This is a genomic window from Micromonospora eburnea (assembly GCF_900090225.1).
Classification (GTDB): Bacteria; Actinomycetota; Actinomycetes; order Mycobacteriales; family Micromonosporaceae; genus Micromonospora; species Micromonospora eburnea.
In genome coordinates this window covers 2,731,228-2,745,277 of record NZ_FMHY01000002.1, presented here as the reverse complement: position 1 = coordinate 2,745,277, position 14,050 = coordinate 2,731,228, and the positions used below count along the sequence as shown (strand labels likewise).

General features: G+C 74.6%; 12 protein-coding genes. 4 read left to right on the top strand and 8 right to left on the bottom strand.

Annotated elements, in window-relative coordinates:
- Positions 1–8: 8 nt before the first annotated feature.
- Positions 9–662 (top strand): response regulator transcription factor, encoded by a 654-nt coding sequence (locus GA0070604_RS12920; protein ID WP_244161867.1) that lies wholly within the window; start codon positions 9–11, stop codon positions 660–662.
- Positions 643–1,725: a sensor histidine kinase gene (locus GA0070604_RS12915; protein ID WP_091118176.1), complete on the top strand. Its 1,083-nt coding sequence runs from the start codon at positions 643–645 to the stop codon at positions 1,723–1,725. The genes GA0070604_RS12920 and GA0070604_RS12915 overlap by 20 nt, the downstream gene beginning before the upstream one ends.
- Positions 1,726–1,844: 119 nt before the next feature.
- Here the strand turns inward: GA0070604_RS12915 and GA0070604_RS12910 are convergent, their stop codons facing one another.
- The 7 genes from GA0070604_RS12910 to GA0070604_RS12880 form a co-directional block, all read right to left on the bottom strand.
- Positions 1,845–2,675 carry a DMT family transporter gene (locus GA0070604_RS12910; RefSeq protein WP_141721281.1) on the bottom strand — a complete coding sequence of 277 codons (831 nt, stop codon included), beginning with the start codon at positions 2,673–2,675 and terminating at the stop codon, positions 1,845–1,847.
- A gap of 11 nt (positions 2,676–2,686) precedes the next feature.
- Positions 2,687–3,415 carry a polysaccharide deacetylase family protein gene (locus GA0070604_RS12905; RefSeq protein ID WP_091127079.1) on the bottom strand — a complete coding sequence of 243 codons (729 nt, stop codon included), beginning with the start codon at positions 3,413–3,415 and terminating at the stop codon, positions 2,687–2,689.
- Positions 3,412–4,629: an MGDG synthase family glycosyltransferase gene (locus GA0070604_RS12900; protein ID WP_091127078.1), complete on the bottom strand. Its 1,218-nt coding sequence runs from the start codon at positions 4,627–4,629 to the stop codon at positions 3,412–3,414. Before GA0070604_RS12900 ends, GA0070604_RS12905 begins: the two co-directional genes overlap by 4 nt.
- Positions 4,630–4,674: 45 nt before the next feature.
- Positions 4,675–6,435, bottom strand: a complete 1,761-nt coding sequence (locus GA0070604_RS12895) for a lysylphosphatidylglycerol synthase transmembrane domain-containing protein (protein WP_091118174.1) — start codon at positions 6,433–6,435, stop codon at positions 4,675–4,677.
- A 166-nt stretch (positions 6,436–6,601) separates the two neighbouring features.
- Positions 6,602–7,900 carry a D-alanyl-D-alanine carboxypeptidase family protein gene (locus tag GA0070604_RS12890; RefSeq protein ID WP_091118173.1) on the bottom strand — a complete coding sequence of 433 codons (1,299 nt, stop codon included), beginning with the start codon at positions 7,898–7,900 and terminating at the stop codon, positions 6,602–6,604.
- 100 nt (positions 7,901–8,000) lie between these two features.
- Positions 8,001–8,420 carry a protein-tyrosine phosphatase family protein gene (locus GA0070604_RS12885; RefSeq protein ID WP_091118172.1) on the bottom strand — a complete coding sequence of 140 codons (420 nt, stop codon included), beginning with the start codon at positions 8,418–8,420 and terminating at the stop codon, positions 8,001–8,003.
- A 158-nt stretch (positions 8,421–8,578) separates the two neighbouring features.
- The gene (locus GA0070604_RS12880) at positions 8,579–9,808 is read right to left on the bottom strand and encodes a glycosyltransferase family 4 protein (RefSeq protein ID WP_091127077.1); all 1,230 of its coding nucleotides are present in this window, start codon (positions 9,806–9,808) and stop codon (positions 8,579–8,581) included.
- Between the two features lie 144 nt (positions 9,809–9,952).
- On the opposite strand from GA0070604_RS12880, the gene GA0070604_RS12875 reads away from it, so the two are divergent.
- Entirely contained in the window at positions 9,953–10,507 is a 555-nt protein-coding gene (locus tag GA0070604_RS12875) for an arsenate reductase/protein-tyrosine-phosphatase family protein (RefSeq protein WP_091127076.1), read from the top strand.
- Here the strand turns inward: GA0070604_RS12875 and GA0070604_RS12870 are convergent.
- A complete protein-coding gene (locus GA0070604_RS12870; protein ID WP_091118171.1) occupies positions 10,488–11,939 on the bottom strand; it encodes a tyrosine-protein kinase domain-containing protein in 1,452 nt (483 codons plus the stop codon). The genes GA0070604_RS12875 and GA0070604_RS12870 overlap by 20 nt on opposite strands.
- A gap of 187 nt (positions 11,940–12,126) precedes the next feature.
- Between GA0070604_RS12870 and GA0070604_RS12865 the strand changes: the two genes are divergently transcribed.
- Complete coding sequence (locus tag GA0070604_RS12865; RefSeq protein ID WP_091118170.1) at positions 12,127–13,983, top strand: nucleoside-diphosphate sugar epimerase/dehydratase; 1,857 nt, start codon at positions 12,127–12,129, stop codon at positions 13,981–13,983.
- The last annotated feature ends 67 nt before the right edge of the window (positions 13,984–14,050 follow it).

The following is a 14,050-nucleotide window of genomic DNA, read 5'->3' as shown; positions in this document are numbered from 1 at the left end:
GAGTACTGGTGATCGAGGACGACGAGCGGATCGGACGGTTGGTCACCCGGGCACTTGAGGGTGGCGGCCTGCTGACCGAGCGGGCGTCGTCCGGCACATCCGGCCTGGACGCGGCGCTGCGCCGGGATTTCGACCTGGTGGTGCTGGACCTGATGCTGCCCGGTCTGGACGGCCGCCAGGTGCTGGACCGGCTGCTGGAGCGGCGGCCCGAGCAACCCGTGCTGGTGCTCTCCGCGATACCGGAGATCAGCACTCGGGTGGCGGTGCTGGAGGCGGGCGCGGCGGACTTCCTCGGCAAACCGTTCGCGGTCGCCGAGCTGCTGGCCCGGGTACGCGCCCGGATGCGCGGGGCGTCCGCCGGAGACGCGGGCCGGTGGCTGCGGGTCGGCCCGGCGCAGCTGGACCTGCACCGGCGTCAGGCCACCGTCAACGGGGTACGCGTGGACCTGCCGCTGCGCGAGTTCCTGCTGTTGCAGCACCTGATGAGCCGGGCCGGCCGCCCGTGCAGCCGCGAGGAGCTGCTGGCCGACGTGTGGGGCCTGCACTTCGACCCGGGCAGCAACGTGGTCGACGTGTCGGTCCGCCGGCTGCGCGGCCGGCTGGACCGGCCGGACCGGATCGAGACGGTGCGCGGGGTGGGCTATGCGTACGCCCTCGGTTGACCGGCTGCTGGCCCACGTCTGGATCGTCTTCGCCGCGATCAACGTGGCGCTGATGTGGTTCCTGCCCGGCCAGGAGACGGTGCCGTTCCACCTGGTCTGGATCAGCCTGGCCCTGGTCTACGGCTTCACCACCTGGCCGCTGTCCTGGATGGTGGCCGCGCTGGTGGCGGTGACCACCACGACCGGCGTGATCCTGGCCCACCACGCGGCGGTCGGCGAGATCCGCTGGGAGGAGACCGCCGAGGAACCGCTGATGGCGGTGATCTTCGTCGTGATGGCCTGGCACGTGCACCGCCGGCACGTGCTGCTGCACGAGATGCGCCGCATCGGCGAGGCCGAGCGGGACCGGGCGCACCGGCAGGAACTGCTGGTCCGGCTCGCTTCGCACGAGCTGCGTACGCCGCTGACCATCGCCCGCGGATACACCGAACTGCTGCGTACCGCCCACGACGACCCGCCGACCCTGGCGGACACCGCGGTGGTACTCGACGAGTTGGACAAGGCGACCCGTATCGCGCACCGGCTGGTCACCCTCATGCAGCTGGAGCAGCAGCACCCGGTGCGCCCGGTCGACCTGGACACCGAGCTGGCCCGGATCGCCCGGCGGTGGGCGCCCACCGCCGACCGGGAATGGTCCTGCCGGTCGGCGATCGGGCCGACCCGGGTCAACCCGGAGCGGCTGGAGGCCGCGTTGGACTGCCTGATCGAGAACGCGGTGAAGTTCACCGTGCCCGGGGACCGGATCGCGCTGGTGGGCCGCCGGGACCCGGCCGGCTGGACGGTGGAGGTGATCGACTCGGGAGAGGGCATCCCGCCGGAGGCCGTACCCGACCTGCTCGCCGGGCGGCCGGGGCGTCCCACCGCCACCGGAACGGGACTCGGCTGGGCCATCGTCGGTGCGGTGGCCGCGACGCTCGACGGTCGGATGACCGTCGGCGGCGGGCCGGGCATCGGCACCCGGGTCGGGCTCTGGGTGCCGGAACCCGCCCCGCCCGGCCCGGCCCGTTCGGAACCGGTCCGCGCCGAGTCCGCCGATGGGCCGATCAGCCTGGCCTCGGGCTGACCGGGCCGGTCGGACCGAGCGTGGGCGGCGGCCGTGGACGGCCGGGCGGGGTCCGAGCGCGCGCGGACGGGCAGCGGCTCTTTCGGGGAGCGCCACGGGCACGTCCGCGGCCCCGGATGTCAGTGGGCCTTGCGCGGCGCGCCGGCGGCCAGCCAGACGCCCGCCACGATCGCGGCCGCCGCGAGCACGACGAGCGGGATTCCGTACCCGCCGAGCGACAGCTTCTCGCGGAACGCGGTCACCCCGACGACCACGCCGGTCACCGGCTCGGTGAGGGTGAGCGCGGTCAGCGGGGCGGCGATCCGCCCGCTCTGGAACGCGTTCTGGTTGACCTGCACGCCGACCAGCGAAACCGCCACCAGCGCCGCCAGCCGCGGATCAGTGATCAGTGCGAGCAGGTCGCCGTGGAACCGGGTCACCACCGCCTTGATCAACGCCGCGGCCAGGCCGTACAGGATGCCGGTGGCCACGCCGAGCAGTGCGCCGCGGGCCGCGCCGGTGGTCGGCCGGGCCGCCGCCAGGCAGGCGGCCACGGCGCCGCCGGCCCCGGCCGACACCCACCACCACGCGGTGGCGGCCGGGTCGTCGACCCCCGCCGACGGGGCGGCTGTGGCCAGGAACGCGGCCAGGCCCGCCGTGCCGAGCACCGTCGCCACCAGGTCACGGCGTTGCACCGGCCGCCGGGACCAGACGGCCTCGATCAGGATGGCCATGAACAGCCCGGTGGACAGCAACGGCTGCACCACCGCCAACGGGCCGTGCCGCAGGGCCACGGCCTGGGCGAGGAGAGCCCCCACGTTCGGCGTCCAGCCCAACTGCCAGGACCGGGTACGCAGCAGCCGCCACAGCAACCGCACATCCCAGGCCCGCCGAGGCGGCTGCCGCTTCGCCGCCCGCTGCTGGATGGTGGTGGACAGCGCGTAGCAGAAGGCCGCGACGAGCGCGGTCACGACCGCGATGATCACTGGGCCACATCCCGGTGCCCGCCGAGCGGACCGACGCTCCAGCCCTGGCTCCGGCACTCGGCCAGCAACCGGGGCAGGGCGGCCAACCCGGCCCGCCAGGCGCCCGACGCGGCGGTGCACGAGGAGTCGTGCAGCAGGATCGTGCCCCCGCCGGAGAGTCCCGCCCGGACGGTGTCGTACACCGTGTCGGCGGTGGCCGTGGCGGTCCAGTCCCGGCCCCAACAGCTCCAGAGCACCGGCTCCAGCCCGAGCCGACGCGCCGCCACCAGGGCAGCGCCGGTCAGCAGCCCGTACGGCGGGCGCAGGAACCGGGGTGCCCGGCCGGTCACGGCGGTGATCAGCGCGCGGGTGCGGGCCAGGTCGCGTACGGTGGCCCCCGGCCCACGCAGCAGCAGGTTGTCGTGCCCCCAGCCGTGCACCGCCACCTCGTGGCCGGCGGCGACGATGTCCCGCCCGAGCTCGGGCGACCGCTGCAACATCACGCCGAGCAGGAAGAAGGTGGCCCGGACCCGGTGCGCGGCCAACACCTCGAGGAACCCGGGGGTGGACTCCGGGTCGGGGCCGTCGTCGAAGGTGAGCGCGACCCGGTCCGGCGGGCCGACGCCGTGCAGCCCGGGGAAGAACCGGCGTCGTACGGCCGGCAGCGCGGTCACCACCGGCGCCAGGTGCAGCGCCGGCAAGGTCGCCGCCGCGGCCCAGCCGGCCCGGCTGGGACCACCGCTCACCACGGGCCGCCGGAGGACTGGAGCAGCGCGGCGACCACCGCGGCCGCGTCCCCGACCGAGTCGACGAGGGCCCGCCGGCCACGCTCCCGACCCCCCGCGCTCGCGGCCCGGCTCGCCGCCTCGGCGACGACGCTCGCCGGGTCGAGCCACGACTCGGTCGGGTCGGCGCGGGCCAGGTGTCCGGGCAGCCGGGTGCCGGCGCCGCGCGTACTCCGGGGATCGCCGGTCAGCGCCGTCAGGACCGGTCCGAGCTGGTCGCGATCGGGCACCCACCGGGTGAGGCCGGAGCGGGCCAGGACCGAGGCGTTCGCCCGCCCGTGCCCCGGTATCGGGCGGTAGGTCACCACGGGCACCCCGCAGGCGAGCGCCTCCTGGCAGGTCAGGCCGCCGGCGTTCTCCACCACCACGTCCACCGCGCGCATCAGCGTCGGCATGTCGTCCACCCAGCCGAAGACGTACGGGTGGTCGGCCCGCAGCTGCCGCCGCAGCACCTCGTTGCGCCCGCACACCACCACCGGTCGTACCCGGCCGGTCGCGGCGACCTCCGCCACCGTGGCCTTGAGTTCCCCGGCGCCCCAGGCACCCGCCACGATCAGGGCCAGCCGCTCGTCCACCGGCAGGCCGAAGCGGCGCCGGGCGTGTCGGCGGTCGACGGCCGCCGGGGCGGTGAAGGCCGGGGACACCAGCGGCTGGACCACGGTGATGTCGATGTCGTCCGCCGCGCTGGCCGGATACACCTCCGCGTGCCGCACCGCGCAGTAGACGTCGACACCCGGGGAGTGCCAGGTGGGATGGAGGACGAAGTCGGTCACGTACGTGATGAGCGGAACGTCCAGCCGCCCCTGTCGGCGTAACGGCCCGAGCAGCTGGTTGGCGAACGGATAGGTCGTCACCACCACCCGGGTGTCCGCGGGGATGGCGCGGCGCATCCGGTGACGGACCGGCCGGAGCAGCATCCGGAGCACCGAAACGGAGAACCGGGACCGGTTGCCGAGCGCGAACAGCACGTCGTAGCCCCACGGCAGCCACCGCAGGATGCCCCGGTACATCTCCTTGAAGGCCCAGTGCGCCGGGCGGGGCAGCACGTCCAGGAAGTTGAGCCGGTCCACCACGAGGCCCCGGCCGCGCAGCCGCCGCGTCAGTTCGGCGGCAGCCGTGTCGTGACCGCCGCCGACATCGGCGGAGACCACGACAATCCGTCCCGGGGATTCCATGTCGCGGCGCATACCCAGAGTCGTGCCGTCCACGCCGGGTGCCGCTCAGACAGCGCGTCGCCGCACCAGCAGACGCAGTGCCACGTACCCGGGCAGCACCGGCAGCCAGAACGTGGCGAGCCGGTAGATCAGCACCCCGGCGACCGCGGTGCCGGCCGGAACCCCGTAGAGCAGCAGGCCGGAGATCAGGGCCGCCTCGGTGGCGCCCAGCCCGCCCGGAGTCGGCGCGGCGGTCGCCACCCCCTCGCCCAGTACGGACACCAGCACCACCGGGGCGACCAGGGCCGGTTCGGCGGGCAGCCCGACGGCGAGCAGCGAGAGCCAGAGCGCGGTCGCGTACGCCAGGGTGAGCGCCACGCCGACCGCCAACAGCCGCAGCATCCGCCCGCTGTGGGCCAGCGAGCGCAGCGCGTCGAGCGCCTGCCGGCCGGCGTGGCGGGCGCGGGCCCGCCAGCGGGGCGTGCCGATCGCGATGCCGACCAGCACCAGCAGGCCGAGCCCGACGAGGAGCACCATCCAGCCCCGACCGGCGGCCGCGGCACGCAGGTGCTCCGCCGAGCCCCGCGCGAAGGGCAGCAGGACCGGCAGCAACAGGGCGACGGCCAGGAAGCCGGCAGCCCGGTCGATGGCGACCGCGGTGGCCGCGACCGGCAACGGCAGGCCCTGCCGGCGCAGGTAGCGCAGGGTGAGCGCGAACCCGCCCACGGCGCCCGGGGCGATCCGGTTGACGAAGCCGGCCGCCACCTGCACCGAAACGGTGGTGCCGACGGGGATCCGGCCGGCCGCCGCGAGGCGCAGCGCGAGGGCACTCAGCGGGTACGTCGCCGCGGCAGCCAGCAGGGTGCCCGCCACCGCCGCCGGGTCGGCCCGTCCCAGCGCCCGCACCGCCAGGGTGAACTGGCTGAACTCGGTCGCCAGGAAGTACCCCAGGACGCCGAGCATGGCCAGCAGGAACAGGTTCCGGCCGGCGAACCGGACGACGCGGACGGTGCGCACGGGACGGCCCGGGCAGCGGTGGGCGATCTCGGCGCGAAGATCGTCGAGCAGGCCCGGGCGGGCGGCCAGCGTGTGCCGGGCGGGCCGGGACAGCAGCGCGGGTTGCAGCCAGGGCAGGCTGTCGGCCACCGCCGGGGCGCCCAGGTGGTCGACGGCGGCGGCGACGGTGTGGCGTACGCCGGCCAGCCCGGCGAGCGTGACCAGCGGCTCCACCAGGTCGCGGGCACGCTGCTCGGGGCTGGCCCGGTCGGTGCCGGCGGCCAACGCGACGAGCCGGGCCGTGGAGTCGGTCACCAGCACGTTGGCACCACGCAGGTCACGGTGGGCCAGCCCGGCCCGGTGCAGCAGCGCGACCTGCCGCCAGACGTCGGCGAGCGCGTCCGCGCCGAGTTCGCCCCGGTCAAGCGTGTCCAGCGGCCGGCCCGGGGCGAACTCCTCGACGATCAGCCCCGCCCCGGCCGGGCCGACGTCCTTGGCCAGCAGGCGCGGCACCCGGACTCCGGCCCGCCGGGCGAGCCGCAGCAGGCGCGCCTCGTGCCCGGCCTTTCCCGCCGCGCTGTCGTACGCCGGCTGGTCGTCGAGGTGGCGGTAGCGCAGCCGCCGACGCCACCGGCGCAGGCGTCCCGCGTCCCGCTGCCGGCCGGCGGACAGTTTCACGAACAGGTCGCGACCGTCGGCGACGGTGACCCGCCACGGGTGTGATCCGCGATCGTCGCCGGGCAGCGGCGCGACGGCGCGTACCGGCACGCCCCGGTCGGCGAGGAGCTGGCGGACCCGTACGGCGGAGCCGGCCGCGCCGCTGTCCCGCATGCTCCGACCATAGGGCGATTCCGGCGTCCGCCGGGCGGCAACGGCACCGGTCCCTCCGGCGAAAGCCGCCACCCCATGTGGCGCACACAGCGGTGACCGGCACCCGCCAGGACCACCACATCCCGCACACGGAGTCGGTCAGGGGGCCGGAGCCCCGCGGGCGGCGCTAGGCGCGGCGGCGGCCGACCGGGCGGGACCGGCCCCGGCGCGCGACCAGTGCCGCCACGAGACCGCCGACCGTGAGGGCCAGGATGCCGGCGGCCGGCAGGATGATCCGCCAGTCACCGTCGGCCATCCGGCGCAGCGCGGTGCCGGCCGGTCCCCGCCACTGGGCCGACGGCGTCGACGTGGAGCCGGGCGCGGCCGGCGAGCCGTCCGGGTCCGCAGTCGCCGAGTCCAGCTCGCCGGGCTCGACCAGCCGGCCGACCGACGCGTCCCGGGGCAGGGAGAAACCCCAGTCGAGCAGTTGGGCACCCTGCTGCCAGCCGCGTACCGGGCGGGCCTCGGCGCCGAGCAGGGTCACCACGAGGCGGCGTCCGCCGCGCTCGGCGGCACCGACGTAGCTGTGCCGGGCCAGTTGGGTGAAGCCGGTCTTGCCGCCCAGGGCACCCTGGTAGTTGTAGATGAGCTTGTTCTCGTTCTGGATCTGGAAGCCGCCCTTCTTCAGGGCCGGCTGGGCCGGAATCTGGGTGTTCCTGGTCAGCGCGTAACGGCGGAACAGCGGGTTGGCGAAGCACGCCCGGGCGATCAGCGCCAGGTCGTACGCGCTGGTGAACTGTCCCTTGCCGTCCAAGCCGGACGGGGTGACGGCGTGGGTCTGCCGGGCGCCGAGCCGGCGGGCCTCCTCGTTCATCGCCCGAACCCCGCCGGGTACACCGTCGGCGCCGCCGCCGAGGCGGGCCAGCACGTTGGCGGCCTCGTTGCCGGAGTTGAGCAGCAGCCCGAGCCACACCGTCTCGACCGTGTACTTCCCGCCCACGAGCAGGCCGACGGCTGAACTGCCCGGCTCGATCTTCAGGTCGTCGCGGGTCACGGTGACGACCTGCTTCGGGTCGAGCCGGGGCAGCATGGTGGCCGCGAGCAGCAGCTTCTGGGTACTGGCCGGGGTGCCGTACTCGTGCGGACCGCAGGCGCCCAGCACGGCGCCGGTGTCGAGGTCGGCGACCAGCCAGGTCGTGGCGGTGACCGCCGGCGGCGCGGGTACGCCGTCCGGCACCACCAACCCGGGCGTGTCCAGCCGCTCGCCACCGACCACCCGATCCTCCACCACGTTCGGCGGCGGCACCGGGCGGGGCGGGCGGGACACCTTCGGTGCCGGCGCCTTCGGGCAGGGCATCGGGGCTCGGGCGGCCGCCGCGACGGGCACGGCCTGAACGACACCCGGTCCCGCCGGCGCGGCGGGGACGGCGGTCCCGGTACCCAGAAAAACGGCAGCGGTGAGGGTGGCCAGAACCCGAGTTCCCATGACCAGGGAGACTAACCCGCAAGATCGCCCGGTGGTGACACCGGCGGGGATCGCCACGCCGCGCCCGCCGGCCGGTCACGTGAGGTCGTCGGCAGACCGCTCAGCGCAGCCGGCGCAACCACCGCCGCTGCCACGGGGTCTCCACGGCGCGCGGGTGGTAGTGGGCACGCACCCAGGGCACCGCCTGCTCGGGCGCCACCCCGTCGAGCACGGCGAGGGCGGCGAGCGCGGTGCCGGTCCGGCCGACGCCGCCCCGGCAGGCGACCTCCACCCGCTCCCCGGCATACGCCCGGCGCCACGCCTCCCGCAGCGCGTCCACCGCGTCGGCGGGGTCGCTCGGCACCAGGAAGTCGGGCCACCGGATCCGGCGGTACGGCCAGGCCGGAGCCGGCCCGGAGGCCAGGAGCAGGGCGAAGTCGGCCGGCGTAGCCGGGGCGGCGAGCCGCCGCCCGCGTACCGTCGCGCCGCCGGGCAGCACGACGAGGCCGGCCCGGTCCGTCCACTGCTGACCCGCGCTCATCCGGTCATTGTGCATCGTCCTCCGACCGTCGGACGCCCCACGGACGCCGAATGGCCGCCGACCGCACGGCACCCCGCCCGGGGGCGACGCGGATGCGCCAGGTCCCGGTCTCCCCGAAGGCCGGATACCCCCAGATGCCGCACCTGGAGTGGGTGCGGTCAGCGACGCCGGCGGCCGGGCCGCGAGGTGACCTCCTGGAGCATCTGTTCGATCCGGTCGACGCCGGCCCGCAGCGACATCTCCCGCAGGTAGGCGTCGCGCCCCCGCCGGCCCATCTCGGACCGCGCGGGCGGTGGGATCGCCGCGGCCAGCCAGAAGCGGTCGGCCAACGCGGCCCAGTCCTCCGGTGGGCAGGAGAGCCCGGCCCGGGCCCGCTCCACCACCGCCACCGTGTCGCCGCCGGCCGAGGCGACCACCGGCGAGGCGCAGGAGAGGGCCGCCTGGAGCTTGCCGGGCACCATGCCACGCAGCTCCGGCAGGTCCCGCAGCATGACGAGCTGGTAGTCGGCCGCCGCGTAGAGCTCCGGCATGTCCAGCGGCGACCGCCGCTCGACGAATCGGACGTTGTCCGCCCGCAGCTCGGCGGCGAGCCCCCGCACCCGCCGCTCCTCGGCTCCCGAGCCGACCAGGACCAGGTCCATCCGGTCGCCCAAAGCCGCCGCCGCGCGTACCGCGGTCTCCAGGCCCTGGCGTACGCCGATGGTCCCGGCGTGCATGACCACGCACCGGTTGTCCCGGCGGATCAGCCGCCGGGCCGCCCGGCTCGGCTCGGTCGGCCGGAAGATCCGCTCATCGGTCCAGTTGAGCACCACCCGCACCCGGCCCGCCTCTGCGCCGCCGGAGACCACCAGGTCCCGCATCGCCGGGGCACTGACCGCGATGCCGTCGGCCTCCTGGTAGATCCGGCGCAGGGTGGCGCCGAGCCGCCCGGAGAACCGGTGCGCCTCACCGGCCCGGAGCTGGTCCTCCTCCGGCCAGACGTCCTGCACGTGCAGCACGGTCGGCACCCGCCCGAGCAACCGGAGCAGGCCGGCTGCGGCGAAGGTGACCGCCGGAAGCTGGAAGACGTACAGGGCGTCCACGTCACCGAGGTAACGCCGGCCGGTCAGCGCCACACTGCCGGCGAAGGAGAGCCAGCTGGCCATCCGCGTACCGGCCGAACCGTCACCCCCGGCGTACCGGGGCACCCGGCGGACGGTCAACCGTTCGCTGTGGGTCTGGTGCCGCCAGCGCTGCCGCCAGCCCGGGTAGACGTGCCCGCCCGGGTAGTCGGGGAAGCCGGTGAGCACTCGTACCTCGTGGCCCCGGGCGGCCAGCTCCTCGGCGAGGCTGCCCGGGATGAACGCCGGCTCCGGCGGGAAGTGGTACGACAAAATGCCGATCTTCATGGTCGGGCTCCCGGCGCGGCCGAACGGCACCCGAGCTGGCGCACCCCGTACGATGCTCGCATCCCCTCCGCGTCCGGCCACGACCGCCGGAACACCGCCGTCGCGGCGATCCGTCCCGCGACCGTGCCGACGAGAGGGGTGCAGATGGTCGACGGGGTGCTCTTCGTCTGCCACGCCAACATGTGCCGGTCCCCGATGGCGGAGTACATCGCCCGCCGGCTCCTCGCCGACCTGCCGGTCACCGTGGCCAGCGCCGGAACCGACGCGGTCGACGGGGCGGTCATGCACCCGTACGCGATCGAGATCGCGGCCGGGACCGGCGCGGACCCGACGGCCTTCCGCACCCGCCGGCTGCGCCCCGAGCATCTGATCGGGGCCGGCCTGGTGCTCACCGCGACCCGGCGGCAACGGTCCGTCTGCGCGGCGCTGGCGCCGGCCGCGCTGCACCGGACCTTCACCCTGCGCCAGTTCGGCCGGCTGGCCGGCGCGGCCGAGCTGACCGGGGCGCGCAGCCGGTCGCCGCTGCGCACCGCGGTCGAGGCGGCGACCCGCGCCCGGGGGCGGCTGCAGCCCGCCGCCCCCGACACGGACGACCTGAACGATCCGATCGGTGGCTCACCGGCCGACTTCCGGCGTTGCGCCGAAGAGATCGAGCGGTCCATCCGACCCGTGCTGGCGCTCATCGGGACAGCCGGGTGAGTTCCTGAGTGCGGTCGCCGACCCCGGCTGACTCGCCGTGCCGGGCGACCCGGGCCCGGTCGGCGGGCACGGACGGTGCGGGCGGCACGACCACCCGGTACGCCTCGTACTGGTAGGCGTCCGCCTTGGCGACCTTGGCCATGTTGAGCACACAGCCGAGCAGGCGTACCGAGACGGAGTGGAGCGCGCGGGCGGCGGCGGCCACCTGGCTGCGCGAGGTCCGCCCCTGCTGGGTGATCAGCAGCGCGCCGTCGGCCTGCACGGCCACCACGACACCGTCGGTGACGGCGAGCAGCGGCGCCGTGTCGATGACCACGATGTCCGCCGACTCCCGCAGGGCCACCAGCAGGTCCGCCATCGCCTTGGACCCGAGCAGTTCGCTGGGGTTGGGCGGAGTGGCGCCACTGGGCAGGACCAGCAGCGACTTGTCGCCCCACCGTTGCACCACGTCGCCGACCTGGACGTCACCCACCAGCACGTCGGTGAGGCCCACCCCACCGTCCACGCCGAGGTAGTCGGCCACCTTGGGCCGGCGCAGGTCGGCGTCGATGAGCAGCACCCGCCAGCCCGCCTCGGCCAGCGCGATGGCGGTGTTGCAGGCCATGGTGGTCTTCCCCTCGCCCTGTAGGGCGCTGGTGACCGCGATGACCCGGGCCGGCTCGTGCACGTCGACGAAGCGCAGGTTGGTCCGCAGTTTGCGAACCGCCTCGGCGCGCGTCGAGTTGGCCGCCTCGCCGACGATCAGCGGGGCCGACCTGGCGCTGGCCTCGAACGGGATCTCGCCGAGCAGCGGGCTGCCGGTCACCCGCTGGAGCGCGGCCGCGTCCCGCATCCGGACGTCGGCCAGCCCGCGCAGCACGGCCAGTCCCGCGCCGAGCACCAGGCCCAGAAGGCCGCCGAGGATCAGGTTCCGGACCGGCTGCGGCGACACCGGGCTGGAGGTCACCCGGGGGCCGTTCACCACCTCGATCTTGATCGGCGGCAACTTGCCGTCCGGCGGCGTCTCCACCTTCTGCACCAGCTCGACGAACTTCGCGGAGAGCGCCTCGGTGGTCTTCAGGGCCCGGTTCTGGTTGGTGTCGGTGAAGGTGGCCTTCAGCAGGACCGTGCCGGCCTGGGTGGTGGTGCTGGTCTGGCTCCGTACCTGGTCGGCGGTGAGGCCGAGCGGGTTCTCCGACACCACGTTCTGCGCCAGCCGGTCGCTGGTGAGCAGGTCGGCGTAGGACTTGACCCGCTGCTGGAGGAAGAGGCTGCCCTGGTAGGCGTCGGTGACGCCCTGGGTGGGCGTGGTGACGAAGAAGGTCACCGAGGCCTGGTAGCGGACCGGGGCGCGGACCGTGATGAGTGCGGCGGTCCCCAGCGCGAGCATCACGGTGATCAGGACGATCCACCAGTGCCGCCGGACCATGCGCAGGTAACTGACGACGTCCATCACGTTCCCCCTCGCGACACGCCGACCAGCCGATGAAACTGCACGAAACCCCCCTAAGACGCCTACTACACGTGCCAGGATCCAAAACGCCTATCCGTCACGGTAAGCGCCTCGACGAATGTAAACGACCAGAAGCGCATAGACGGTCTAAATCCTTCCAATTTCGGATCCCACGCAGAGGGCAACCATGGATCGCGAAGCCATCGCCGCCGCAAATGCCGCTCGACCCCGCGACTGGGTCACCCGCCGCGTAGCCACCCTCTCCCTGTTAACGCTGGACGCCGCCGCCTGGTGCGGGGGATTTCTGGGGGCGGCCTGGACCCGGTACGAGTTCGAACTCACCGCCCGCGACTGCGCGCGGGTGCTGGCCGTGGCGCTCGCCTGCGCCGCGATCCACGCGGCGCTCACCCTGCTGCGCTTCCGGACGCACGGACGCCACCCGATCGGCAGCGCCGGTGAGGCCCGCCGACTGGCCAGCACCGCGGCGATCGCCGCATTGGTGGCGCTGGTCGGACTGCTGCCGTGGACCCAGCATCCGGTGCCGGTCAGCACCCCACTGGTGGGCGGCACGGTCGCCCTGGTGCTGATGGCCGCCGGGCGCTCCATCTGGCGGGCCCGCCAGGAACGGCACCGCCGACCGGTACGCAGCACCGAGCGGTGCCTCGTCTACGGCGTGGACGCGGCGAGCGAGCGGCTGGTGCGGGCGCTGCTCGACGACCCGCAGGGCCGCTACCTGCCGGTGGGCCTGCTCGACGACGATCCCGACAACCGGCGGCTGCGCCTGTCCGGGCTGCGCGTGCTCGGCGGCCGAGAGGAGATCGGCCCGGTGGTGCGGAGCAGCGGGGCCCGTACCGTGATCTTCTCGATGAGCGGCGCCGACGCCGAGCTGCTGCGCGACGTCCGGGACCGCACGCTTCAGGCCGGCGCCGCGTTCAAGGTGCTGCCCCCGGTACGCGAGCTGCTGGACCGCCCGGTCGCGGTCACCGACGTCCGGGACATGCAGATCACCGACCTGCTCGGCCGGGCGCAGCGGGTCGCCGAGTTGGCCGTGGAACGCAACGGCCTGGCCGGCCGCCGGATCCTGGTCACCGGGGCCGGCGGCTCGATCGGTTCCGAGCTGTGCCGGCAGATCGCCCGCTGCGAACCGGACGAGCTGATGATGCTGGACCGGGACGAGTCGGCGCTACACGCCCTGCAGATGTCGCTGCACGGCCGGGCACTGCTGGACGGCCCCGAGCTGATCCTGGCGGACATCCGGGACGCGGAGAGCATCGCCCGGATCATCGCCGACCGGCAGCCGGACGTGGTCTTCCACGCGGCGGCCCTCAAGCACCTCACGCTGCTCCAGCGGCACCCCGGCGAGGCGCTCATGACCAACGTCTGGGGCACCCTCAACGTGCTGGAGGCGTGCCGCGACGTGGCCCAGTTCGTCAACATCTCCACCGACAAGGCGGCCAATCCGGTCAGCGTCCTCGGCCACACCAAGCGGATCACCGAGCGGCTCACCGCCCACTACGCCAAGCGGTTCGGCGGGTCGTACCTGAGCGTCCGGTTCGGCAACGTGCTCAGCAGTCGGGGCTCGGTGCTGACCGCGTTCCAGGCCCAGATCCGGGCCGGGATGCCGATCACCGTCACGCACCCGGAGGTGACGCGCTACTTCATGACCGCCCAGGAGGCGGTGCAGCTGGTGCTCCAGGCGGCCATCATCGGCCGGGGCGGCGAGGCACTGGTGCTCGACATGGGTGAGCCGGTACGCATCGCCGACCTCGCCCGCCGACTCGCCGCCGAGGCGGACACCCCGGTCGACATCGTCTACACCGGGCTGCGTCCGGGCGAGAAGCTGCACGAGCACCTCTTCGGCGCCGGCGAGACGGACCGCCGTCCGCTGCACCCGCTCATCTCGCACGTCCGGGTGCCGGCGCTTCCTCCCGAGGAGGTACGCGGCCTGGACCCGTACGCCGACCCGGACGAGCTGATCAAGCGGCTGGCGGCGCTCTGTCAGGACTCCGGCGCGTCGCTGCCGACGCTGCCCGGGCAGCGCTGAGGGCCGACGGCGGGCCGCCTGCTCCGGGACCAGGAAACGTCCGATTCGCGGTGCCGGCACCGGACCG